Below are 23,281 nucleotides of genomic sequence, written 5' to 3' on the forward strand. Positions count from 1 at the left end.
GTCCACGCGAGCATCCCCCTCCCTAGCCTGAGGAGATGCGACGAACATCGAACCGGCCCGCGCCCCTGGTGCGTCACGAGGCCGACGGGGTCGAGCTGCACTCCGTCGCCACGGGGCCGACGAACGCCGCACAGACTCTCGTCGTCCCGCGCGGGATCGGCATGTCGCATCGCACCTTCTCGCCGCTCACCGCGGCCATGGGTCAGCGGGGGCGCGACGATCCGATCGCGACACGCGACTGGTGCGAGCGGCTCCTCCGCTCGACGCACAAGGGGACGCCGGTCGGGTTCGCGCGGTCGCGCCACGTGGTCCCCCGCACCGAACCGGAGGCGCTCGCGTGCGAGGCGATGCGGTTCACGGCGGCCCTGCACGTCGCCGTCCCGACGTCGGAGTCGGCGGCATGAGGCGGCTTCTGCGCGAGGCTCGCTGGTGGATCCTGGACTACGCCTACGCGCTCGCCTGGCAGCTCCGCGGTGCCGTGTCGCGTCGTGCGCCCGACGACTACCTCGACGGCGATCTGCGACCCCTCGTCGTCCTGCCCGGCATCTGGGAGCCCTGGTCCTTCCTCCGTCCGATCATCGACCCGCTGCACGCTCGCGGGCATCCGGTGCACGTTCTGACGAGTCTCCGCCGCAACGGACGGCCCGTCGTCCGCACCGCCGAGGACGTCGCTGCCTACCTCGCCGAGAACGACCTGCGCGACGTCGTCATGATCGCTCACAGCAAGGGCGGCCTCGTGGGCAAGTACGTGATGAGCGAGCTGGATCCCGACGGCAGGGTCGACCGCATGGTCGCCGTGGCGGCGCCGTTCGGGGGCTCGCGCTACGCGCCGTACCTCGTGCTGACGAGCCTCCGCTCCTTCTCGCCGCGCGATGCCACAACCCTCTTGCTGGCCAGCCGAACCGGGCCGAACGCCCGCATCACCTCGGTCTTCGCAGCCTTCGATCCGCACATCCCCGAGGGCAGCGTGCTCGCGGGCGCCGTGAACGTGCGGATCGAGACGGGAGGACACTTCCGCATCCTCGGCGATCCCGAGACGTTGGCCGCCGCGGTCACGGCAGTGTCGGCGGACGAGCGGGCCGACGCGGGCGGCGAACCCGCAGGAGGGTCGGGGGTGACGGCCGCCGAGCGCGATCCGGTCACTCCTGTGCGGGAGGCGGAGTGATCACCGTCGCGTCGGCCGGGCAGTCGATCTGCTCCACGCCGCCGTCCTCGGCTCCCGCGGCGGGCCCGGAGCCGGCGAACGGCACGAGGAAGCAGTACGCGGCGGGGAGGTCCGTCACATCGGGGAACGAGGAGGCATCGACCGCGACCCGGAACGACAACGAACCGAAGGCGTCTCCCGGCTCGGCAGGTGACGACTCGACGCCGATCAGCTCGACACCCTCGGCGGCGGCAGCAGTGGCCTCGCGCGCAAAACCGAAGGAGTCCTCCTGCGGCGCGAGCGAGGCGACCAGCGTCGCCACCCGGTCGCGCGCCTCCGCTCGAGCCCCGGCGTCGGAGGGGGTGGGAGCCGCCTCGGGCGCCGTACACCCGGCCAGCGCGAACACCGCCAGAAGACCCGCCCCCATCATCGCTCTCGTCTGCTTCACGGACCCGACCCTAGCGAGCGGCGGGCCCAGGTGGGCCCGTGGGTGGCGGCGTGGGGCGCGCTCCTGCACACGGAGGCGGACACCCGCCTCGCGCAACACCCCGGCCGGCTACCTCGCGAGCGAGGTCCCACGCGAGTTCCTCGCGATCCTCGCGGGGTGCCTCCCTCAGAGCGCGACGTCGGCGACCGACAACGCGACTCCCGGAGTGATCAGGATCGACGTGGCACGCGGCTCGCCCTCGCCCTGGTTGACCGTGAGCCAGCACGATGAGGAGCCTCCTAGCGCCCGCTCGACATCGGCCCGCACCTCGGCGGCCGTCGTCTCGGTGAGGCTGTACGGCGTGCCGCCGTAGATGATCTCGACGCGCTTCACAGCATGCCCTCCTCGGTATGGCGAACGCCGCCGTGCGGCTCCTCGCTGATGCGGAGCCCGTGGGCTGTATGCGAGTCGGCGAGGAGCTGACGGATCCAGTCGGGGTTGATGTTCGGCGCGCGGCCGCCGTGATACTTGAAGCGCAACGGGATCGCCGGGTGCAGCCAGATGGACGTGCGGCCATCGCCGACGGCCTGAGAGTCCTTCCACGAGAAATAGAAGGACTCGTTGCGGGAGAGCTTCGAGCCGATGACGATCTGCAAGTGGGCCAGCAGCCGATCGTCGAAGTCGGCCTCCAGCGTGGAATCGTAGATCAGTCTTCCCATCAGGCTTTTCTCCCTTCGGGCGATCGCACGTCCCAGAGGGACGAAGTGAGCACGTGGGTATCGATTCTAACCGCGCCGGCGGGGGCGACCCCGCTGATCACCAGGTCTCGCCCTCGCCCGATGCCGGGAGCTCGCCATGCTCCTGGCGGGGTGGCGCGACACCCGCCTCGGCCACGGTGTGCGAGACGCCCCGTCAGCCGGCCTCACCGGCATCTCGACCGCGGCCGAGCCGTCGCTCAGCGCCAGCGCCTCCGCATAGCGCAGCAGCGCTCGCGCGATCGCTGTCCCCGTCAACACCGAGCTGCCCGCGGAGAGGATGCGTTCCATGCCTCCTTCTTACTCGCCGAGACGCGGCCTGGTCAGCGCTTGCGCGAGCGGCGGCTCGGACGCTACGGCGAGAGCCGCATCGATGCGCCGGTCGAGCCCCTCCCGCACCGCCGGCCACTCCTCCGCGAGGATCGAATGCACCGCGGTGTCCCGCCAGCTGCCGTCGGCCCGACGCTGGTCGCGGCGCAGCACCCCTTCGAAGACGGCGCCGAGCCGGAGGATCGCCGCACGCGAGCGGGCGTTCGCCGCATCCGCCTGGAGCTTCACCCGCGAGAAACCGCTGTCGAAAGCGCGGCCCAAGAGGAGGCGCTTCGCGTCGGGATTGACCGCGGTGCCCCACACCTCGGGGGCGTAGGCCGTCCAGCCGATGTGCGCCGCCTCCCGCTTCTCGTCGAAGTCGGCAAGCGAGCTGGTGCCCACGACGCGACCGTCGAGCAGCACGGCGTACGGCGTGCCCGTCGTCCACGGGTAGTAACGGGCGGCGAAGGCGCGAAACCCCTCCGCCGAGTCGTCGAGCCCGGCCGGACCGCCGCCGTAGCCGCTCGCGAACACCTCCGGGCGGCCGATGGCCGAGCGAAGCGGTTCGAGATGCTCCTCCGCGAGAGGCTCGAGGACGACGATGCGACCGACCAGCGTCACGGGAAACGGGCGGAGAGGGCTGCTCATCCCCTCATCCTGCTGGGGACGCGCGCCCGCGAGAAGACCAGTTCCCCTGCGAGCATGTGGTCCATGGACTCCGCCACGATGTTCGACGCCTGCGCCGCCGCCTTCCTCCGCCTACTCGCTCGGATCGGCGCCGAGCAGTGGGGGCTACCAGGCCTCGGCGTGTGGGACGTGCGCGGGCTGGCGGGCCATACCGCGCGGGCGATCCTCACGGTCGAGACGTATCTCCTCGCCGACGAGCCGGAGGAGCGCACCATCGCCGACGCGCTCGACTACTACGCGGCGCTCGCGGGCGGCGTGGCCGATCCCTCCGCTGTCGCTCTGCGGGGCGAGAAGGCGGGGCGCGCCCTGGGCGAGCGGCCCGCCGAGGCCGTGGCGGACGCGGTCGGGCGGGCGAGCGCTCTCATCGCCCGACAGCGCCCCGGCCGGCTGGTCGCGGTCGGCGGCCAGGCGAGCCTCGCGATCGAGCTGGGCGACTACCTCCGCACCCGAGTGCTCGAGCTCGTCGTGCACACCCTCGACCTCTCGCGGGCGACCGGCATCCCCGCCGAGCTGCCTCCCGCGGCGATCGAGTCATGCTGCGCGCTCGTCGGCGGGCTGGCCGCACGCGCCGGGCGCGGCGAGGAGCTGCTGCTCGCGCTCACGGGGCGCACGCAGCTCGCGGAGGCGTTCTCGGTCGTCTGATCGCTTGTGGGTGCGCCCCGCCCTGAGGACATCCGCGAGACGTCTCAGTCGCCCAAGGCGGCGAGCGCGCACGTCGCCGGGCGCGGAGGCGCCGTCAGCGCGGGCGGAGGCCGGCGCGGCGCAGGGTGAGCGCGGCCAGGGCGGAGGTGGCGGCGGGGTCGCCGCGACGCCACCCGGGCACCGCCTCCGGGTGGGCGGAGAGGATCTCGCGGGGCGACGCCTGCATCAGCGCACGCAATGCGAGCAACTCGACGCCGGGCACGCTCGAGCCAGCAGCCCTCAGCTCCGCAGCGCGCCGAGCGAAGCGCAGCCGCGGTCGCACCCACAGCACGGCGAGCAGCAGCAGCGGAAGCCCGCCCACCACGAGCCCGGCGACGACCGCCAACGCGCTGGTGAGCTGCTGCTGATCGCGACCGGCTGCCGCCAGCACAGCCCCCGCGCCGCTCGCCTGGTCGAAGGGCGCGCGCACCGCATCTCCGAGCAGCGGGATGCCACCGAGCGTCGTGCCCGCGTCGCTCATGGTCGACCCGAAACCACTGCCCGCGCTCTCCAGCCGCCGCCCGACCTCCGCGAGGCCGGCGATGAGCGAGCCGACCGCGATCCCAAAAGCGATCGCCACGACAGCGACTCCCAAGGCGAGCGCGTCGGCGACGATCTGCCGTGCACGGACGGCCGGAAGGTCAGCGTAGATCTGCATGTCGCGATTATGCGGCCGCCGAGCACGTCCTTCCGTTCGCAATTCAGGATGAACGCTCCTGGACCGACCCGAGATCCGCGGAAATGCGTCGACCTTGAGGCATTCATCCTGAATTACGAACAGCATCACGGCCTGCGGGACCCCGCTCGGCCCTCCACAGGCACCGAACCCGGCGTAATCGTCGAAGATCGCCGTCGAGCGCGCCTGGCCCCCCGGGCCGGCGGCCACCCTCGCAGCATGGACCTCCGAATCGAACTGGACCGCCGCGGCGGCATCGCCTCTCGCGCCGCGCTCATCCGGGCCGGCGTCACCGCCCGCCAGTTGACCGCAGCGGTCGCGGCAGGAGACGTGGTGCGAGGCCTCCGTGGCCGGTACGCGTCCGCCGCCCTGCCACCGGCGCTACTCGCGGCCTTCAGGCTCGGCGGCCGGCTCGCGGCGACGGACGCCGCCCGTTCGCACGGCCTCTGGGTCCTGCAGTCTCCGCTCCTGCACATCTGGGTGTCGCCGAACGCCTCCCGGCTCCGGCCGCCCCGCGGCATCCGCCTCCATTGGGACGCGCCGCACTCCGGCGACGAGCCCCTGCGAGTCTCGCCCGTGCATGCGCTGGTGCAGCTCGGCCGCGTGGGGGACGAGGACCTGCTCGTCGCCCTCGAGTCGGCGCTCGAGAAGCGGGTACTCGGGCCGGAGGATCTCGCCGAGCTGCGTGCCGGCTCCCCCGTGCGTCTGTACTCCCTGCTCGACTTCGCCCGGGACGACGCTCAGTCCGGTGTGGAGACGCTAGCCCGATGGCGCCTACACCTGGCGGGCATCGAGACGCGCGCTCAAGTGCACGTGCCGGGCGTCGGCAGAGTCGACCTCTTGGTCGGCCGGAGCCTCATCATCGAGATCGACGGGCGTTCGACCCACGAGTTCGAGCACGACCGTCGCCGCGACCTCGTCGCGTCGGCCAACGGCTACGTCACCCTGCGATTCTCGGCGCGCCAAGTGCTCATCGCGTGGCCAGAGGTGGAAAGGGCGATCCGGTCCGCGATGGAGCGCGGCCTGCACATCCTCTGAGCCGGTGTCTCAGATCAGGTCGTGGAGCACGACGACCTGCTCGCGCTCAGGGCCGACCCCGATGGCCGAGAATCGCGCACCGCTCATCGCCTCGAGCGCGCGGACGTAGTCTTGCGCGGCCTGCGGCAGGTCGGAGAACTCACGACAGCCCGAGATGTCCTCCTGCCAGCCGGGGAACTCCTCGTAGATCGGCTTGGCGTGGTGGAAGTCGCTCTGCGATACCGGGACCTCGTCGTGGCGCACGCCGTCGACCTCGTAGGCGACGCAGACCGGGATGGTGTCAAGCCCGGACAGCACGTCGAGCTTGGTGAGCACGAAGTCGGTGACCCCGTTGATCCGTGCGGAGTATCGGGCGATGGGGGCGTCGTACCAGCCGCAGCGACGGGGACGGCCCGTGGTCGTGCCGAATTCGAACCCCTGCTTGCGCAAGTACTCGCCCCACTCGTCGAAGAGCTCGGTCGGGAACGGTCCGGCGCCGACGCGGGTCGTGTACGCCTTGATGACGGCGATGACGCGCTCGATGCGGTTGGGGGCGACTCCGGAGCCGGTGGCGGCGCCTCCGGAGGTCGCGTTCGAGGAGGTGACGAAGGGGTAGGTGCCGTGGTCGACGTCGAGCATGGTGGCCTGGCCGGCTTCGAACAGCACGGTCTTGCCGGCGTCGAGGGCCTGAGCGAGCACGAGAGAGGTGTCGGCGACCATCGGGCGGAGGCGCTCGGTGTATTGGAGGAGGTCGTCAACCACCTGCTCGACCAGGATCGCGCGGCGGTTGTAGACCTTCACCAGCAGGTGGTTCTTCTGGTCGAGCGCGCCCTCGACCTTCTGGCGGAGGATGTTCTCGTCGAACAGGTCCTGGATACGGATTCCGACGCGGTTGATCTTGTCGGCGTAGGCGGGGCCGATGCCCCGGCCGGTCGTGCCGATTTGGCGCTTGCCGAGGAAGCGCTCGGTCACCTTGTCGAGGGTGCGGTGGTAGCTGGTGATGACGTGCGCGTTGGCGCTGACGAGCAGCTTCGAGACGTCGACGCCGCGAGCGCTCAACGCCTCGAGTTCGTGGAACAGCACCTCGATGTCGACGACCACGCCGTTCGCGATCACGGGGACGACACCCGGGGTGAGGATGCCTGAGGGAAGGAGGTGCAGCGCGTACTTCTCGTCGCCGACGACGACCGTGTGGCCGGCGTTGTTGCCCCCGTTGAATTTGACGACGTAGTCGACGCGGCTGCCGAGGAGGTCGGTCGCGCGTCCCTTGCCCTCGTCGCCCCACTGGGCGCCGGTGATGACGATTGCTGGCATGGGGTGTCCTTCGCTGGGCGAATCGGCAGTGCTCGGCGTTGCCGGGCCGTGGGCCGGTCGGGCGACGGAGGCGTCGCGACGGGAGGACCAGCCGAGCCAGTTTACTCGGTCGCGACGCGGAGGCATTCTTGTCCTCACTGCCGCTTCGACACCGGACCGCAGGAAAATGTCACCCCGTAAGTGAAGTTTCCTCCAGTCGTGGCGGCACCAACAGTAAAGTCTTTTTTCTACGATCGCCGTGGCAGCTCCAACAGTAAAATCTCCGCTCTAAGGTCCCTTGCGCCAATCGCTTGGGTCGCACAGAATGAGCACCGGCAGCGACCCCGCATCCAGCGGGGAACGCACCTCGCGGTTAGTCATCGGCGTAAACCAGCGTCACGGTGGCCCCGCGAGGAAAAGCCTTCCCCCTCCGGGGATGATCCAAGCAACATCTCATCTCTGGGCATGGGACCAGGTGTGCTCCCCGCGCGAGCGGGGATAGCAGCGATGACGAATGCCTGCCAGGTGAAGCCGTAGAGTGCTCCTCGCGCGAGCGGGGATAGCAGAGGCCTCTTGCCGAGTGTCTTCCGCTGCTGCCAGAGTCTCCGGAGGGGGCAACGCATGGACGCGAGTGGGTTGAGCGACGCTGCGTGGTCGGTGTGGGCGAAGTACGACCGCGAGAGCGAGCTGTCCGTGCCGCTGCACCGGCATATGGGCGACTCCGCCGCGATCGCGGAGCTGCTGTGGGACCACTGGTTGCCGCGGCAGACGAGAGACAGGATCGCCACGGGTCTCGGCGACGAGACGGCAAGAACGCTTGCCGTGTGGGCCGCGTGCACTCACGACATCGGTAAGGCGAGCCCCGAGTTCGCGCGGCAGGCGCCCCTTCTGGCGGGCCGGATGCGCGACCGCGGCCTTGCCTTTCCGGGTGAGAGCGGGGCCGCCCCGAAGGTGCAGCACTCGGTGATCGGCTTCGTCGTCCTCCGCGACTGGCTCGTCGAGTCGTACGGTTTCACGGCACGTGCAGCCGAGAGCATCGCGGTGATCGCCGGCGGGCATCACGGCGTCCCCCCGACGAAGGAGGATGTGCGCCCCCTCCGCATCACGCGCTCCCTGGTGGTGGGGGCGGCTCCCGCCTGGGCGATGGTGCGGGAGGAGCTCCTGACGTTCGCCACGCAGTACTGCTCGGCCGAAGACGCGCTTCGGAGCCTCAGCGGTCACGCGATCGACGTCCAGGCTCAAGCTCTCCTGACGTCCTTCGTGATCGTCGCCGATTGGCTCGCGAGCAATGCCGACTTCTTCGCCTACGACGATCCGCGGGACAGCAGAGAACGCGCCGCAGACGCGTGGGAGCGCGTCGGGCTCAGCCCACCGTGGCGAGCCGAATCGAGCACGGCGAGCGCCGAGACCTTGCTCCACAGCCGCTTCGCGCTCGGCGCCGATGCCCATGCCCGTCCAGTCCAGGTCGCCGCCCTCGACGCCGCACGGCGCATCGGGCACGGTCTCGTCATCATCGAAGCGCCGATGGGCGAGGGCAAGACGGAGGCGGCTCTCCTCGCGGCGGAATCGATGGCGTCGTCGACGGGTGCGGGTGGCTGCTTCGTCGCCCTCCCGACCATGGCCACCAGCGACGCGCTTTTCTCTCGGGTGCTCTCCTGGGCGGAGCGCCTGCCGGAGTCGGAAGGACGAACCCTGCCGCAGTCGGTGTTCCTCGCGCACTCGAAGGCCGATCTCAACCCGGACATCCACCGACTCCGCGGCGTGCGGAACGTCTACGACGAGCAGAGGGTCGGGATGGCGATCCTCGAACTCCATCAGTGGTTCGTCGGCCGGAAGAAGGGCGTCCTGGCGAACTTCGTCGTCGGGACGATCGACCAGGTCTTGTTCGGCGCCTTGAAGACCAAGCACGTCGCGCTGCGGCATCTCGGTCTGGCGAACAAGGTCGTGATCATCGACGAAGTGCACGCGGCCGACGCATACATGTCCGTCTACCTCGAGCGTGCGCTGGCGTGGCTCGGAGCGTACGGCGTACCGGTGATCCTCCTGTCGGCGACGCTCGCGCCGTCGATCCGCGCGCGCCTCGCGTCGGCCTACCATCCGTCGAGCCGCGAGGATCAGGCGTTGCTCGAGGGCAGCACGGGATATCCCCTCCTCACGACCGTCGCCGCGGCAGACGGGCGCGTGACGGCCGCAGTGATCCCGGCGTCGCCGCGGTCGACACAGGTCCATCTCGAGTACCTCGACGACGAGCCGGAGGCACTGGTCGCGCGCCTTCGCCCCGCGATCCGTGACGGTGCCGCCATCGCCGTGATTCGGAACACCGTCGCTCGTGCTCAACAGACGGCGCGGGAGCTGCGCGAGGTCTTCGGCGCGGAGCGGGTGCTGCTGGTGCATTCCCGCTTCATCGCCACGGACAGGGGGGAGCGCGAGGCGATGCTGCGGGAACGGCTCGGCCCCACCTCCGCATCACGCGGACCCCTCATCGTCGTCGGCACGCAGGTGCTCGAGCAAAGCCTGGACGTCGACTTCGACGTGATGGTCACGGACATCGCCCCGATCGATCTGCTCCTGCAGCGCGCAGGGCGCCTCCACCGTCACGCCAGGCCGACGCGTCCGCGGGGATGTGAGCGTGCCCAGTTGATCCTCACGGGCGTTCTGCCCGGCGTCTCGCCGAGCTTCGAGGGCGGTGCTGTGGCCGTCTACGGGCGCCACCTCCTCCTCCGCACGTCCGCCGCGCTCGACACCCACAGCGAGGAGCACGGCGCGATCGGCGTTCCCGACCATGTGAGCGGCCTCGTCCGGACGGTCTACGACGGCCCCCTCGCGGCGCCTCACGGCGCGGAGGCCGAATGGGAGGACGCCGCGAGGGACTGGCGCACGCTCCTCGACGAGAAGGCTCGGAACGCCAGCGTGTTCGCTCTGGCCCGACCCGATGCGATCCGTGACTCGCTGGTCGGTTGGCTGAAGGGGCTCTCGCCCCTCGGCGGGGAGGACTCCCCTGACGGACAGAAGCAGGTGCGTGACTCCGAGGACAGCATCGAGGTGCTTGTCGCCCAGACGCGGGGCGAATCCGTGCATCTGCTCGACTGGCTTCCCGGCTCCGAGGAGGCGCTGCCCACCCGATCCCAGCCGTCCGAGAGCGCGGCGCGCGCGCTGGCCACGTCGAGCGTGCGCCTGCCACCCCAGCTCTGTCGGGGGTATGTCGTAGACCAGACCATAGGCGCCCTCGAATCCCATGGTTTCGAGGGCTGGCAACAGTCGTATCTCCTGAAAGGACAGCTCGTGTTGATGCTCGATGAGCGGCAGGAGGCTCGAATCGGGCACTTCCTGTTGCGGTACGACAGGGCCGATGGGCTCGAGATCCAGCGGATCGACGAGCGATGAACGGATTCGACGTCCGGGACCGGCCGTGGATCCTCGCGCGCTCGCTGGAGGGGACTACGCAGGAGTACTCGATCCTCGAGATCCTCCGTCGGGCTCACCTTCTCGAGGCGATCGTCGGTGACGTGCCGACGCAGACGTTCGCGATCACCCGCCTTCTCCTCGCGGTGATGCACGCCTCCCTCGCTCACGACCTGGCCGACGACGACACGGCGCGGGCGCTGTGGCAAGACCTGTGGGAGGCCGAGACCCTGCCCGCCGAGACGATCGAGCGCTATCTGCGCGAGCCGAACCGTGCTTCTCGGTTCGATCTGTTCGACGAGGAGGCGCCGTTCCTCCAGGTCGCGGGCCTTCGGACGGCGAAGGACGATGTCGCCGGGCTCGAGAGGATCATCGCCGACATCCCGAACGGCGTGCCCTATCTGACGATGCGGCGGGGTCGAGGGGTCGCCTCGATCTCGATGGCCGAGGCGGCACGGTGGCTGGTGCACGTGCACGCCTACGACACCTCGGGCATCAAGTCGGGGGCCGTCGGCGACGTTCGGGTGAAGGGAGGCCGTGGCTATCCGCTCGGCACGGGCTGGTGCGGCGAGATCGGCGGCCTCCTCGCGTCGGGACAGTCTCTGAAAGAGACGCTCCTCCTCAATTTCGTGCTCATCCACGACGACCGGCCGGTTGCGGCGGGGCTTCCGGTCTGGGACAGGCAGGCGCTCGGTCCCGGGGTCGAGCTCCGACCGCAGCAGCCGGGCGGCGGCGAGACCGAGCCTTCCCGCCCGCAGGGTCTCGCGGATCTGTACACGTGGCCCGGTCGTCGGGTGCGGCTCGTGCGGTCAGGCGATGCGGTGACGGGCGTCGTCCTCGGCTACGGCGACCCCTTGCGCCCTCAGAACGCGCACGTCTTCGAGCCGCTGAGCCCCTGGCGGTACAGCGAGCCGCAGTCCAAGAAGCTCGGCCGGAGCGTCTACATGCCGGCCACGCATCAACCAGACCGGCGTCTGTGGCAAGGCCTCTCATCGCTTCTGCCGAACGCCCAGCAGACGACACCCTCTGCATGGCTCGTGGAGTGGATCGGTCTCCTCGCCGACGAGGGCATCCTTCCCGACTCGGCCCTGTTCGATCTGAGGGCCGTCGGAGCGAGCTACGGGACCCAGAGTTCGGTGATCGACGAGATCATCGACGATTCGCTCGGGATCCGGGCGCTCCTCGTCAGCGAGCGGGGCGCCGAGCACGCTCTTCGGGCCGTCAGCGCGGTCTCGGCGACGGAGGCCGCCGTCCTCGCTCTCGCACGTCTGGCGGGCGATCTCGAGATCGCGCGAGGAGGAGACTCCGACGGTGCGCGGTCACGCTCCCGAGAGGACGCCTACTTCGCACTCGACGGCCCGTTCCGCTCCTGGCTCGCCGATCTCGGCTCCGAGACGAGCACGATCCCCCTCGTGCGATGGCAGCAGACGGCTCGCCGCGTGCTCGACGAGATCGCGGACTCGTACCTCAGCGCGGCCGGCCCCAGCGCGTGGGTCGGTCGCGACCGTCGCACGACCGGTCACGCGAGCTCGTCGGAGGCGCGCGAGTGGTTCCGACGGTCGCTGCGGGCGTCCCTGCCCAGCGCATACGACCCTCCGATCTTCCTCACCACCGAAGGAGTCTCCGAGAATGTCTGACACCGCACCCACGCCGCCGCCACGATCTCCTCGACGAGGATGGCCGTCGTCCCTTGCCGTCTTCGTCGGCGAACGTGTCGCAGATCTTCAGCGCGCCTCCTTGGCGACGCACGGCGGTCTCGGCCGGGCCGCGGCGACCGCCTCCCTCGCCCGTCTTCGCCGCGCAGCCACGGGCGCCCCCGGCGCCGATCCTCTGGTATGGGGCGAGACCCTCGACGGCCTTCCCGTCGAGTACCACGGCGTCGACGGAGGCGTCACCTCCGCCGAACGTGCCGCTCACGCTGCGATCACCCTCTACGCCGTTCACCAGCAGTCGAAGCAGATCCCGATGCATCGGCCCGGCGTCTCGCTGGGTCGCGCGGTCGCGCGCCTGGCGGCGGTCAACGCTCCGCCAGGCTCAGAGGAGCGCCCGGGAGAGGCGGCAGTCGTGCGCCGATTCCTCGCCCTCGGCACCGCGGCCACCTTCGACGAGACGGTGCGTCACGCCCGGGGGCTGATCACGCAGTTCCGCGCCGACAACATCCCCCTCGACTACGGACTCCTCGCCTACCACCTCGCGCGACTCCAGGTCCCGCGATACGCCGACGGTGTGCGGCTCGACTGGGGCCGCGACTTCTATTTCCGCACCCCGGTGGGCGACGCCGACGCGACATCGCCGAACGCCGACGCCCCCGCATCCGAACCCACCGAGACCTGAGACCGGAGAAACCACCATGTACGTCGACATCGACATCCTGCAGACAGTCCCGCCGTCGAACCTCAACCGCGACGACACCGGCAGCCCCAAGACCGCCATCTACGGCGGCGAACGCCGCGCGCGGGTCTCGAGCCAGGCATGGAAGAAGGCAACCCGAGACGCCTTCCGCGGGCTCCTCGACCCGGCAGCCCTCGGCGTGCGCACCAAGAGGGCCGTCGATCTGATCGCCGGGCGCATCCGCTCCGCCGCGCCGGAGTTCGAGGAGACCGCCGAGGCTCTCGCTGCCGGCGTCCTCGAACGCGCCGGTATCGCGGCCTCGACGCCGCGAGGCAAGAAGGAGGGCGTGGCAGAGACGGGCTATCTCATCTTCTTCAGCTCGCTCCAGCTCGATCACCTCGCGACGCTCGCCGTGGAGGCGGAGCGCACAGGCGTCCCCGTGACGAAGGCCGCTGCGAAGCTCGCCGCGGACTCCGCTCGGAGTGTGGACCTCGCGCTGTTCGGGCGCATGGTCGCCGAGGCTCCCGACCTGAACGTCGACGCGAGCGCCCAGGTCGCGCATGCGCTGAGCGTCCACGCCGTCGACAACGAGTTCGACTACTTCACTGCCGTCGACGACCACAATCCGACGGACTCGGCCGGTGCGGGCATGATCGGCACCGTCGAGTTCAACTCCTCAACCCTCTATCGATATGCGACCGTCAATGTCTCGGGCCTCGCCGCGTCGCTGGGGTCACCGGAGGCGACGGTCGCGGCGGTGCAGGCGTTCCTGAGGGCCTTCGTGGCGAGCATGCCCACCGGCAAGCAGAACACCTTCGCGAACCGGACGCTCCCCGATGCCGTTGTCGTCTCCCTCCGTGAGGGCCAGCCGATCAACCTGTCGGGCGCGTTCGAGAACGCCGTGCGCGCGACCGACTCCGCGAGCCGCCTCCAGGTCGCGGCCGAGCGGCTCGCCTCCCACAAGCTCGCGTGCGAGCGGGCTTTCGACCAGACTCCCCTCGTCTCGTTCGTCGTGCGCGTCGGCGATGCGACCGTCGCCCTCGACGATGTCGCCACGAACGTCGGATTCGGCGAGCTGATCGAACGCATCGGGGTGCTCCTGTCGGATCGACTCGGTGCGGCCTCGTGAGCGTTCTCGCGCTGCGTCTGGCCGGCCCCTTGCAGTCGTGGGGCACGTCGAGCCGGTACGCGCGACGTGATGCGGGGCGCGAGCCCTCCAAGAGCGGCCTCGTGGGTTTGATCGCGGCGGCCCAGGGACGCCGTCGGAGCGATCCCGTCGAGGATCTCGTGGCGTTGCGACTCGGAGTGCGCAGCGATCAGCCGGGACGCCTCGTCCGCGACTATCAGACCGCGCGGCACCCCTCCTGGTCGAATGCGGCCCTGTCCACGCGGTACTACCTCGGCGACGCCGTGTTCTTGGCCGTCGTCGAGGCCGAGCGGTCATTGCTGGAGGGGATCGACGAGGCCATCAGGAGTCCGCGGTTCCCGCTCTACCTGGGGCGTCGGTCTTGTCCGCCGAGCGGTCCGGTCTCGCTCGGCGTGCGCGACACGATGCTTCGCGAGGCGCTCACAGAAGAGCCGTGGCTGGCCTCGGAGTGGTGGCAACGCAAGACGCGGACCTCCTCGGTACGGCTGCTCGCGTCGATGGACAGCTCAGAACCAGGCGATTCCGCAGAATCGCGAGCCAGCGTCAGGGACGTGCCGGTGAGCTTCGATCAGGAACGCCGCGAGTACACCTGGCGGACGGTGACGCGATGCGAGATCGACGTCATCAACGAGTTCGCTCCCGCCGGTGCCCAGCCGAACCGGTTCGGCGATCTCGACCCGTGGTCGGCAGTGGAGGCATAGATGTTCATCAGCCGAGTCCCGCTCAATCCGCGGCGTCGTCAGGCGAGGTTCCTCCTCAGCTCTCCGCACGCGATGCACGCGGCGGTCCTGTCGTCTTTCCCCCCGGGCACTGTCCTCGACAGCGATGCCGGTCGGGTGTTGTGGCGGGTCGACCAGGCACGCGACGGCGGAGTCTGGCTCATCGTGGTGAGTCCGAGCGAGCCGGAGCTGCTCCACGTCGCCGAGCAGGCCGGCTGGCCGACGCAACACTTGGGCGAGAGCAAGCCCTACGGCGACTTCGTCGCCCGCATCGGGATCGGCCAGGAGTGGGCGTTCACGATCACCGCGAATCCGGTGCACACGGTGACCGATGATGAGGGCCGGAAGAAGAAGCTCGGACATGTCACCGCGGCGCAGCAGATCTCGTGGTTCCTCGCGAAGGCGGAAGCGCACGGCTTCGAGGTCGCGACGACGGCAGAGGGCGAACCCGAGCTTGAGCTGAGCGATCGCGCCACCCGGACCTTCTCGCGGGAGGGTCGTCCCGTGACGCTGAACGTCGCGACGTTCGTCGGTCGGCTCCGCGTCACCGACCAGCTGCGCTGTCAGGAGGCTCTTCGCCACGGGATCGGGCGCGCGAAGGGCTACGGCTGTGGCCTCCTCCTGCTTTCGCGGTTGCACCGCTGATGGCCAACCGGCCGGGCTCGCCGAAGCCGGACCTCCCGGAACTGCTCCGGGCCGAGGACCGGCTGTCGTTCCTCTATGTGGAGCGGTCCGTCATCCATCGCGATCAGAACGCGATCACCGCCACCGACGATCGGGGGACGGTGCACATCCCGGCCGCCACGCTCGGCGTCCTCCTCCTGGGGCCGGGGACGCGTGTCAGCCACCAGGCGATGATGCTCCTCGCGGACAGCGGGTCGACGGCCGTATGGGTGGGCGAGCAGGGCGTTCGCTACTACGCGCACGGGCGGAGCCTTGCCCGGTCGAGTCGTCTCATCGAGGCGCAGGCGCGGGCGGTCTCGAACCAGTCGTCCCGCCTCCGGGTCGCTCGGGCGATGTACTCGATGCGCTTCGCCGGCGAAGACGTCTCGCGATCGACGATGGAGCAGCTCCGGGGTCGCGAGGGGCAGCGAGTGCGCCGTAGCTATCGGGAGAACGCCGAGCGCACGGGGATCGAGTGGAAGAGCCGCAGCTACACGGTCGATGACTCCGGTGCGGGCGATGCCGTCAATCAGGCGCTGACCGCCGCGAACCAGTGCCTGTACGGGGTCGTGCACGCGGTGATCGTCGCCCTGGGCTGTTCACCCGCGCTGGGATTCGTCCATACCGGACATGCGCGATCGTTCGTCTTCGACATCGCCGACCTCTACAAGGCGGAGCTCACCATTCCGACCGCCTTCGACATCGTCGCGTCACAACCGGTCGACATCGAGGCAGAGACGCGCCATGCGTTCCGTGACCGCGTGTCGGACGGGCACCTCCTCGGTCGGTGCGCGCGCGACATCAAGAAGCTGCTGATGCCCGACGACTCGACCGACCCTGCATCGGCGGCGGCCTTGGACTCCTCCGATGTGGTGGAACTGTGGGACGGCGCGAGCCGGACCGTCGAGTCTGGTCGCGCCTACGGCTCCTCGCCCTCAGAGAGCGAGGAGGACCTGTTGTGATGGTGCTCGTCCTCTCGGCGTGCCCGTCGGGGCTTCGCGGTCACCTCACGCGGTGGCTGCTTGAGATCAGCCCCGGAGTGTTCGTCGGCCATGTTCCTGCGCGCGTACGCGATCTGCTGTGGGAGCGTGTCCTCGAGCTGGCGAAGGATGGACGGGCAATCCTGGTCCACTCCACCAAAGGCGAGCAGCGGCTCGCCTTCAAGGTGCACCGCCACGACTGGCGACCTACCGATTTCGACGGGGTCCAACTCATGTTGCGCCCGTCGAAGGAGAACGCCGAGGAGAGCGCCCCAGCTCTGCGAAAGGGCTGGAGCAACGCGAGCAAATACCGTGCAGGCGCCCGACGAAATCGCAGCACGTGACCGAGGCAAAGTACGCTCGGAACAGCACCCGCCGCAGGAAACTGCCTGGTCAGCAAGTGTGCTCCCCGCGCAAGCGGGGATGATCCCAGGTGCCCGTGGATCGCGCGTAGATGCGCCCCGTGCTCCCCGCGCAAGCGGGGATGATCCCAACCTGTTGCTGATCTTCGGTCAGTGCCCCGAGTGCTCCCCGCGCAAGCGGGGATGATCCCGCCCCGCTGCGGAGCCACAGGGCCGACCGCATCGTGCTCCCCGCGCAAGCGGGGATGATCCCCCTACGTGGTGGTGGAACCCGCTCAGCTACGTGTGCTCCCCGCGCAAGCGGGGATGATCCCGGAAGACTCTCGCCGAGCGCATGGGGTTCTCGGTGCTCCCCGCGCAAGCGGGGATGATCCCGTGAGGAACGCGGACGCCCACAGGATCGCCATGTGCTCCCCGCGCAAGCGGGGATGATCCCCTTGGCCGACACGTCGGCCTCAATCAAAGCGCGGTGCTCCCCGCGCAAGCGGGGATGATCCCGAAAACATTGAGAAGCGTGTGGCCGCGATGGAGTGCTCCCCGCGCAAGCGGGGATGATCCCAAGCGCCGAGGCAACCGCGTGCTGAACGGGTAGTGCTCCCCGCGCAAGCGGGGATGATCCCTCGTCGGGTTGAGGACGTCGAAGCCGGCCGCGGTGCTCCCCGCGCAAGCGGGGATGATCCCTTGGTCGCCTGCCGGACGGTGGGCATGCGGGTGGTGCTCCCCGCGCAAGCGGGGATGATCCCCCCTCCCCCTTCGACTTCACCAACCAGGCGATGTGCTCCCCGCGCAAGCGGGGATGATCCCACGTCGAGCGCGCTCATGATGCGACCTTGACGGTGCTCCCCGCGCAAGCGGGGATGATCCCAGGACCCTTCGGTATCCGGATACGCAAAGCTCGTGCTCCCCGCGCAAGCGGGGATGATCCCGGCAACGCCCGGGTCTCCGGCAACGCCTGGGTGTGCTCCCCGCGCAAGCGGGGATGATCCCTCGATCGCGAGTCTCGGCGGCAGCGCGCGGGCGTGCTCCCCGCGCAAGCGGGGATGATCCCGACGCGGCGGATGCGGCGAGCCCGTCGACGACGTGCTCCCCGCGCAAGCGGGGATGATCCCCTGAGGCCGGCGTGCGACGTGTGCAACAAGCGGTGCTCCCCGCGCAAGCGGGGATGATCCCGTGATCACGGGGTTACTCCTTGGTGGGGTGGTGTGCTCCCCGCGCAAGCGGGGATGATCCCTACAGGCAGCGGCATGATGCTCCTTCGAGTGCGTGCTCCCCGCGCAAGCGGGGATGATCCCCCCCGCTCCGCCGTGATCGCCGCAGCGCCCGGGTGCTCCCCGCGCAAGCGGGGATGATCCACTACGTCCGCGTCCGCCTCGGCACCGGCCCGCTGTGCTCCCCGCGCAAGCGGGGATGATCCCGCCGGCATCGCGGACATTCCCGACGCGCTCGGGTGCTCCCCGCGCAAGCGGGGATGATCCCGCGTCGGCGGTCGGCGATGAGTGCACCTCGACGTGCTCCCCGCGCAAGCGGGGATGATCCCTCTTCGGTCGGAATCGGGCTGATTTCTGGTTGGTGCTCCCCGCGCAAGCGGGGATGATCCCTTCTCGCGGAACCTCTACGGCGGCTTCGGGCTGTGCTCCCCGCGCAAGCGGGGATGATCCCCGCCAGGTGGCCGCGTGGGTGAACCCGCAGGGGTGCTCCCCGCGCAAGCGGGGATGATCCCGAATTTGTCGGCCCTACGGTGTATGTCCAGATGTGCTCCCCGCGCAAGCGGGGATGATCCCACCGCGGCCGTCACGAATGCCTCGATGATGCCGTGCTCCCCGCGCAAGCGGGGATGATCCACGGTCGGCACGGGCCTGATGTTCGTTGCGCTGCTGGTGCTCCCCGCGCAAGCGGGGATGATCCCGGCGCCACTCGCTCGGCCGGAACGTTCGCCCAGTGCTCCCCGCGCAAGCGGGGATGATCCCAAGATCAGCGTCATCGACCACCTGCGCGAGTGGTGCTCCCCGCGCAAGCGGGGATGATCCTGAGGGGCGGATGGTCACCCAATCGCCGACCGTGTGCTCCCCGCGCAAGCGGGGATGATCCCGGCGCCACTCGCTCGGCCGGAACGTTCGCCCAGTGCTCCCCGCGCAAGCGGGGATGATCCCGTGATGATCTTCGGTCACGACAAGGTCTGGGTGTGCTCCCCGCGCAAGCGGGGGATGATCCCAGGCCGATCGAGTCAGCGACCGACCCATCCGGGTGCTCCCCGCGCAAGCGGGGATGATCCCTTCCGCACGCCCTTTCGCGCCCAGGGACCCTTGTGCTCCCCGCGCAAGCCGGGATGATCTCGTGACCACGAAGCTGCGGCGTGCGATCATCCGGTGCTCCGCGCGCAAGCGGGGATGATCCCGAGGCCGCGAACGTGTGCCGGTGGCGTGAGCTGTGCTCCTCGCGCAAGCGGGGATGACCCCAAGCGGGACGTGCTCGATGCGACCCACGAGCTGTGCTCCCTCGCGCAAGCGGGGATGGTCTGGCGTGCCCAAGAACGATGGCGCGTGCGTGCGAGCGCTATCCCCGCAAGTACCGCGGGTGCACACCCGGGCACGGGGACTCCGCGGCCTCCTGCAAGCGAGCACGCGCCTCCGCCTCGCCCGCGACCACAACCGGCCGCGACGGCGAAAGCGAGCAGCCGCTCCGCGGTCGCACTCGAAGGAGGCGTCCCTCCGCGCGCCGACACCGCGGGCCGCACGCCAACCGCCGCCGAATCGTGGCCGCAGAGGCAGCCACCCTGCGGCGCCCGCCACACGCCGTTCACCCCTACCGAATACATTCGAGAGCGTTCACCTTTCACTCATCACGCGAACAGGACAACGATGCGCAGACTCCGCGCCGCCAGCCTCCTCGCCGTCGTCACGCTCGGAACGGCCACCGCCGCTCCCGTGGCGACTGCGGCCGCCCTCGACGACGCCGTCGAGCTGACCCTTGTCTCGACGACCGACACGCACGGGCATGTCTACGACTGGGACTACTTCGCAAACGCCCCCTACCCCGCCGACGGGACGCTGGGACTGACCCGCGTCGCGACCGAGGTCGACCGCCTCCGAGCCGAGAAGGGCGACGACTCCGTCCTCGTCGTCGACAACGGCGACGCGATCCAGGGCACTCCCCTCACCTACTACTACGGCTTGGGCGACGGCGCCGCAGGGGTCCTGTCCGGCGAGACGACGCATCCGATGGCCGCCGCATTCAACACCATCGGCTACGACGCGCAGGTCGTCGGCAACCACGAGTACAACTACGGGCTCGACATGCTCCGCAGCTACGAGGGGCAGCTGAACGCGCCGCTGCTGGGCGCGAACGTCATCGACGTCGCGACCGGCGAGCCCTACCACGACCCGTACACGCTGATCGAGCGAAAGATCGACGGCAGAGATGTGACGGTCGGGGTCCTCGGCCTGGTCACTCCGGGTGTGCGCGTGTGGGACAAGCAGTACGTCGAGGGAGTGCTCCGCTTCGAGGACATGGTCGCGACCGCGAAGAAGTGGGTGCCGATCGTGGAGGAGAAGGCCGACGTGGTGGTCGTGCTCGCGCACACCGGCCAGGGAACGGTCGCCGACGTGGACTACGACCCCGCCGACCTCAACGAGGACGTCGTCAACAACATCGCGACGCAGGTCCCGGGCATCGACGTCATCGTCGCCGGTCACAGCCACAAGGACCTCCCCCAGACGCTCTTCACGAACATCGCGGGCGAGCAGGTGCTCGTCACGCAGCCCGATTTCTGGGCGCAGGGGCTCACGGAGGTGACGCTCAACCTGGTGCCCGACGCGGCAGGCGGCCTCGAGGTCGACTGGTCGGCGGGGGAGGCTCCGGTCGCGAAGCCCGTGTACGCGAAAGACATCGCGGAGGAGTCGCCCGCCCTGGTCGCCGCCGTCGCCGAACAGCACGCGACGACGATCGACTACGTCAACACACCGGTCGCTCAGTCGACGGAGGAGCTCTCGGCCGCGACCTCGCGCTACGAGGACACCCCGATCATCGACTTCATCAACGCCGTTCAGGCTGAGACCGTCGAGACCGCGCTCGAGGGCACGGAGTGGGCGGATCTGCCGGTGATCTCGCAGGCGTCGCCGTTCTCGCGGACGGCCGTGTTCCCGAAAGGGCAGGTCACGATCCGTGACATCGCCGGCCTCTACATCTACGAGAACACCCTCCGCGGAGCCGTGATGACCGGCGCGGAGGTGCGTCAGTACCTGGAGTTCTCGGCGCGATACTTCACCCAGGTCGAGCCAGGAGCGGCCTTCGACCCCGAGACGGGGACGAACGCGAAGACCACCGACCGCCCCGACGGCGTGCCTGACTACAACTACGACGTGCTCTCTGGCCTGGACTACGTGATCGACGTCTCGCACCCTGCCGGCTCGCGCATCCGTGATCTCGCCCACGCCGACGGCAGCCCTGTCGCCGACGACGAGAGCTTCGTGATGGCCGTCAACAACTACCGGCAGAGCGGCGGAGGCGCCTATCCGGCGATAGCGCAGGCTCCGCTGGTCTACGACGACCGCCTCGAGATCCGTCAGCTGCTCATCGACTGGGCGACGGAGCGCGGCGTCATCGACCCGGCCGACTTCTTCGACCCGAACTGGTCGCTGACGTCGGTGGCGGCGGGGCCGAGCGCACCGCCACCGGCCGGGCCCGAGCCGAGCGAGTCGGCCACTCCGACGCCACCCGCCCCGTCCCCGTCCGTCCTTCCCGTCGCCGGAGGCGGCCACTCCGGCCCGCTCGCCACCACGGGAGTCGACGCGGCCGGGTTCCTCGGAGGCGCCGCGCTGCTCCTGCTCGCGGGCGCAGCGCTGGTGCTCGTGCGCCGCAAGCGCTCCGCGTAGCGCACCCGTACGGCGACGACGGCCGGCCGGGGAGCCCCGGCCGGCCGATCGTCGTCCCGCCGCACGCTCCACAGAGCCCGTATCCTCGATACGGCGCTATCGCGCCTCACCGACCGCAGACCGTGAAACGAGATCCATGAGCACCCTGCCCCGCCTGATGGCCTTCGACCTCGATGACACTCTCGCCGCCTCGAAGTCCCCCGTCGACCCGGCGATGGCCGACCTCTTCGTCCGTCTGCTCAAGGCCACCGAGGTCTGCATCATCTCGGGCGGCCAGATCGGGCAGTTCCGCATGCAGGTCCTCGATCGCCTGCAGGGCGCCGACCCGGAGGTGCTCGCCAAGCTGCACCTGATGCCCACGTGCGGCACGCAGTACTACCGCTACGAGGACGGCGACTGGAAGCAGGTGTACGCCGAGAACCTCACCGACGACGAGAAGTCGCGCGCCCTCGCCGCCGTCGAAGAGAAGGCGAAGGAGCTCGGCTACTGGGAGTCCGAGACCTGGGGGCCGATCCTCGAGGACCGCGACTCGCAGGTCACCTTCTCGGCCCTCGGCCAGTCGGCACCGGTCGAGGCCAAGCAGGCGTGGGACCCGGACGGCGAGAAGAAGAACACCCTCCGCGAGGCCGTGCAAGCCGTCCTCCCCGACCTTGAGGTCCGCTCGGGCGGCTCCACCTCGGTCGACATCACCCGCAAGGGCATCGACAAGGCGTATGGGATGCACAAGCTCACCGAGCTGACCTCGATCCCTCTCGACGACATGATCTTCGTCGGCGACCGCCTCGACCCGGACGGCAACGACTACCCCGTCAAGGCGATGGGCGTCGAGTGCTTCGCCGTCGAGGGCTGGCGGGACACCGCCGCGTACCTCGAGTCGTACGGACTCTGAACCGGCCCTCGCGCGAGGGGTCAGCGGTCCTCCGAGAGGGAGCCCGAGGCGGTCCCGTCGAGGGTGAGGCGGAGGCGGCGCGGCAGCTTCGTGACGACGATCGCGTGCGACTCGGCCACCAGCTCGAGCACGAGCTCCTCGTCGACGAGCCCGCCGGTGTCGACCGTCACCCAGTGCTTCTTGTTGAGGTGGTAGCCGGGCTCGATCCCCTCGACGCCCGCGACCAAGTGCACCACGTTCTCGGGCAGCGCCTTGACGCTCACCACCGGGCGACCGTTCCGCTCCGACTCGAGCGCAAAAACCTTCCCCTCGACCTTCCACACCCGGACCCCCTCCCCGAAGGGAAAGCTGTCTCCTGCCCCCGGTAACCCCCGCAGGAACTCCTCCACCACAGCACCGTCCATCCCCCCATCCTGCCCCGACGACACCGCCGCGAGTGGGCGACGCTCAATCGGCGCCCAGGATGACGATGGAGGCGGTGGGAGGCAACGCGTCCTCGTGGTATCGCTCGATCTCGTCGATGGCGACCGGGTCGGCTTGCTGAAGGAACTGGGTGAGGCGGGCGACTTCGTCGTTCTCGCCGATGGAGTCGGCAGCGCGTCGGAGCGCGTAGAGGGCGAGGAGGAATCCGCGGTTGGGCCCGTGGCGCCACGGGATGGACCCTTGGCCGCGCCAGCCCGCGGCGCGGAGGAGGTCGAGGCCGCGGTGGTAGCCGACGCGGGCGTAGGCGTAGGAGGGGAGGGCTGCGTCGATCCCCCAGACGCTGTCGGCGAGGAGCGCCCAGGCGAGCGGGGAGCGCGGATGGGCGGCGGCGAGGGCGGCGAACTCGACCGCTCCCGGGCTCGCGTGCTTCGCGAGGGCCGCGGTCACCGCGGGCTCGTCCGGGAGGAGGGTCGGTTCGGGGCCCAGCAGGTTCTCGCCACTCATT

22 protein-coding genes and 1 CRISPR repeat array are annotated in these 23,281 nt (G+C 69.8%); of the genes, 14 read left to right on the forward strand and 8 right to left on the reverse strand.

The window, feature by feature from the left end; all coding sequences use genetic code 11:
• The first annotated feature begins 35 nt into the window (after window positions 1-35).
• The gene (locus ITJ45_RS00135; RefSeq protein WP_194606828.1) at window positions 36-404 is read left to right on the forward strand and encodes a hypothetical protein; all 369 of its coding nucleotides are present in this window, start codon (window positions 36-38) and stop codon (window positions 402-404) included.
• Entirely contained in the window at window positions 401-1,165 is a 765-nt protein-coding gene (locus ITJ45_RS00140; RefSeq protein ID WP_228493390.1) for an esterase/lipase family protein, read from the forward strand. Before ITJ45_RS00135 ends, ITJ45_RS00140 begins: the two co-directional genes overlap by 4 nt.
• Here ITJ45_RS00140 and ITJ45_RS00145 read toward each other — a convergent pair.
• The 4 genes from ITJ45_RS00145 to ITJ45_RS00160 form a co-directional block, all read right to left on the reverse strand.
• On the reverse strand, window positions 1,140-1,592 hold the full coding sequence (locus tag ITJ45_RS00145) for a hypothetical protein (protein ID WP_194606829.1): 453 nt from the start codon (window positions 1,590-1,592) through the stop codon (window positions 1,140-1,142). The two genes, ITJ45_RS00140 and ITJ45_RS00145, sit on opposite strands and share 26 nt — an antisense overlap.
• 165 nt (window positions 1,593-1,757) lie before the next feature.
• Entirely contained in the window at window positions 1,758-1,964 is a 207-nt protein-coding gene (locus tag ITJ45_RS00150; RefSeq protein WP_194606830.1) for a hypothetical protein, read from the reverse strand.
• A complete protein-coding gene (locus tag ITJ45_RS00155) occupies window positions 1,961-2,290 on the reverse strand; it encodes an ATP-dependent DNA ligase (protein WP_194606831.1) in 330 nt (109 codons plus the stop codon). Before ITJ45_RS00155 ends, ITJ45_RS00150 begins: the two co-directional genes overlap by 4 nt.
• 336 nt (window positions 2,291-2,626) lie before the next feature.
• Window positions 2,627-3,283, reverse strand: a complete 657-nt coding sequence (locus ITJ45_RS00160; protein ID WP_194606832.1) for a GNAT family N-acetyltransferase — start codon at window positions 3,281-3,283, stop codon at window positions 2,627-2,629.
• A 63-nt stretch (window positions 3,284-3,346) separates the two neighbouring features.
• On the opposite strand from ITJ45_RS00160, the gene ITJ45_RS00165 reads away from it, so the two are divergent.
• Complete coding sequence (locus tag ITJ45_RS00165; protein WP_194606833.1) at window positions 3,347-3,964, forward strand: maleylpyruvate isomerase N-terminal domain-containing protein; 618 nt, start codon at window positions 3,347-3,349, stop codon at window positions 3,962-3,964.
• Window positions 3,965-4,058: 94 nt separating this feature from the next.
• Here the strand turns inward: ITJ45_RS00165 and ITJ45_RS00170 are convergent, their stop codons facing one another.
• A complete protein-coding gene (locus ITJ45_RS00170) occupies window positions 4,059-4,661 on the reverse strand; it encodes a hypothetical protein (RefSeq protein ID WP_194606834.1) in 603 nt (200 codons plus the stop codon).
• A 237-nt stretch (window positions 4,662-4,898) separates the two neighbouring features.
• Here ITJ45_RS00170 and ITJ45_RS00175 point away from each other — a divergent pair, with 237 nt between their 5' ends.
• Entirely contained in the window at window positions 4,899-5,717 is an 819-nt protein-coding gene (locus tag ITJ45_RS00175; RefSeq protein ID WP_194606835.1) for an endonuclease domain-containing protein, read from the forward strand.
• Between the two features lie 9 nt (window positions 5,718-5,726).
• Here the strand turns inward: ITJ45_RS00175 and ITJ45_RS00180 are convergent, their stop codons facing one another.
• Window positions 5,727-7,010 (reverse strand): adenylosuccinate synthase, encoded by a 1,284-nt coding sequence (locus ITJ45_RS00180; protein ID WP_194606836.1) that lies wholly within the window; start codon window positions 7,008-7,010, stop codon window positions 5,727-5,729.
• A 600-nt stretch (window positions 7,011-7,610) separates the two neighbouring features.
• On the opposite strand from ITJ45_RS00180, the gene cas3 reads away from it, so the two are divergent.
• The 10 genes from cas3 to ITJ45_RS00230 all read left to right on the forward strand — a co-directional run bounded on the left by cas3 (window position 7,611) and on the right by ITJ45_RS00230 (window position 22,353).
• Window positions 7,611-10,373, forward strand: coding sequence for a CRISPR-associated helicase Cas3' (gene cas3, locus ITJ45_RS00185; protein WP_194606837.1), 2,763 nt, complete (start codon window positions 7,611-7,613; stop codon window positions 10,371-10,373).
• Window positions 10,370-12,028, forward strand: a complete 1,659-nt coding sequence (gene casA / locus ITJ45_RS00190; RefSeq protein WP_194606838.1) for a type I-E CRISPR-associated protein Cse1/CasA — start codon at window positions 10,370-10,372, stop codon at window positions 12,026-12,028. Before cas3 ends, casA begins: the two co-directional genes overlap by 4 nt.
• Window positions 12,021-12,725, forward strand: a complete 705-nt coding sequence (casB, locus tag ITJ45_RS00195) for a type I-E CRISPR-associated protein Cse2/CasB (RefSeq protein ID WP_194606839.1) — start codon at window positions 12,021-12,023, stop codon at window positions 12,723-12,725. The genes casA and casB overlap by 8 nt, the downstream gene beginning before the upstream one ends.
• Before the next feature lie 16 nt (window positions 12,726-12,741).
• A complete protein-coding gene (gene cas7e / locus ITJ45_RS00200; protein ID WP_194606840.1) occupies window positions 12,742-13,851 on the forward strand; it encodes a type I-E CRISPR-associated protein Cas7/Cse4/CasC in 1,110 nt (369 codons plus the stop codon).
• The gene (gene cas5e / locus ITJ45_RS00205; protein ID WP_194606841.1) at window positions 13,848-14,570 is read left to right on the forward strand and encodes a type I-E CRISPR-associated protein Cas5/CasD; all 723 of its coding nucleotides are present in this window, start codon (window positions 13,848-13,850) and stop codon (window positions 14,568-14,570) included. Before cas7e ends, cas5e begins: the two co-directional genes overlap by 4 nt.
• Entirely contained in the window at window positions 14,571-15,233 is a 663-nt protein-coding gene (gene cas6e, locus ITJ45_RS00210; protein WP_194606842.1) for a type I-E CRISPR-associated protein Cas6/Cse3/CasE, read from the forward strand.
• Window positions 15,233-16,213 carry a type I-E CRISPR-associated endonuclease Cas1e gene (gene cas1e, locus ITJ45_RS00215; protein ID WP_194606843.1) on the forward strand — a complete coding sequence of 327 codons (981 nt, stop codon included), beginning with the start codon at window positions 15,233-15,235 and terminating at the stop codon, window positions 16,211-16,213. Before cas6e ends, cas1e begins: the two co-directional genes overlap by 1 nt.
• On the forward strand, window positions 16,213-16,575 hold the full coding sequence (cas2e, locus tag ITJ45_RS00220) for a type I-E CRISPR-associated endoribonuclease Cas2e (RefSeq protein ID WP_228493391.1): 363 nt from the start codon (window positions 16,213-16,215) through the stop codon (window positions 16,573-16,575). Before cas1e ends, cas2e begins: the two co-directional genes overlap by 1 nt.
• A 58-nt stretch (window positions 16,576-16,633) precedes the next feature.
• Window positions 16,634-18,744: direct repeats of the CRISPR family, unit length 29 nt; unit sequence GTGCTCCCCGCGCAAGCGGGGATGATCCC.
• 707 nt (window positions 18,745-19,451) lie between these two features.
• Window positions 19,452-21,464, forward strand: a complete 2,013-nt coding sequence (locus ITJ45_RS00225) for a bifunctional metallophosphatase/5'-nucleotidase (RefSeq protein ID WP_194606845.1) — start codon at window positions 19,452-19,454, stop codon at window positions 21,462-21,464.
• Between the two features lie 136 nt (window positions 21,465-21,600).
• Window positions 21,601-22,353 carry an HAD-IIB family hydrolase gene (locus tag ITJ45_RS00230; protein WP_194606846.1) on the forward strand — a complete coding sequence of 251 codons (753 nt, stop codon included), beginning with the start codon at window positions 21,601-21,603 and terminating at the stop codon, window positions 22,351-22,353.
• A gap of 20 nt (window positions 22,354-22,373) precedes the next feature.
• Here ITJ45_RS00230 and ITJ45_RS00235 read toward each other — a convergent pair whose 3' ends face one another.
• Window positions 22,374-22,757 (reverse strand): MmcQ/YjbR family DNA-binding protein, encoded by a 384-nt coding sequence (locus ITJ45_RS00235; protein WP_194606847.1) that lies wholly within the window; start codon window positions 22,755-22,757, stop codon window positions 22,374-22,376.
• A gap of 43 nt (window positions 22,758-22,800) precedes the next feature.
• On the reverse strand, window positions 22,801-23,280 hold the full coding sequence (locus tag ITJ45_RS00240) for a DUF3151 domain-containing protein (RefSeq protein WP_194606848.1): 480 nt from the start codon (window positions 23,278-23,280) through the stop codon (window positions 22,801-22,803).
• Window position 23,281 lies beyond the last annotated feature (1 nt).

It is taken from the genome of Rathayibacter sp. VKM Ac-2879 (assembly GCF_015351245.1).
In the GTDB taxonomy this organism is placed as follows: domain Bacteria; phylum Actinomycetota; class Actinomycetes; order Actinomycetales; family Microbacteriaceae; genus Rathayibacter.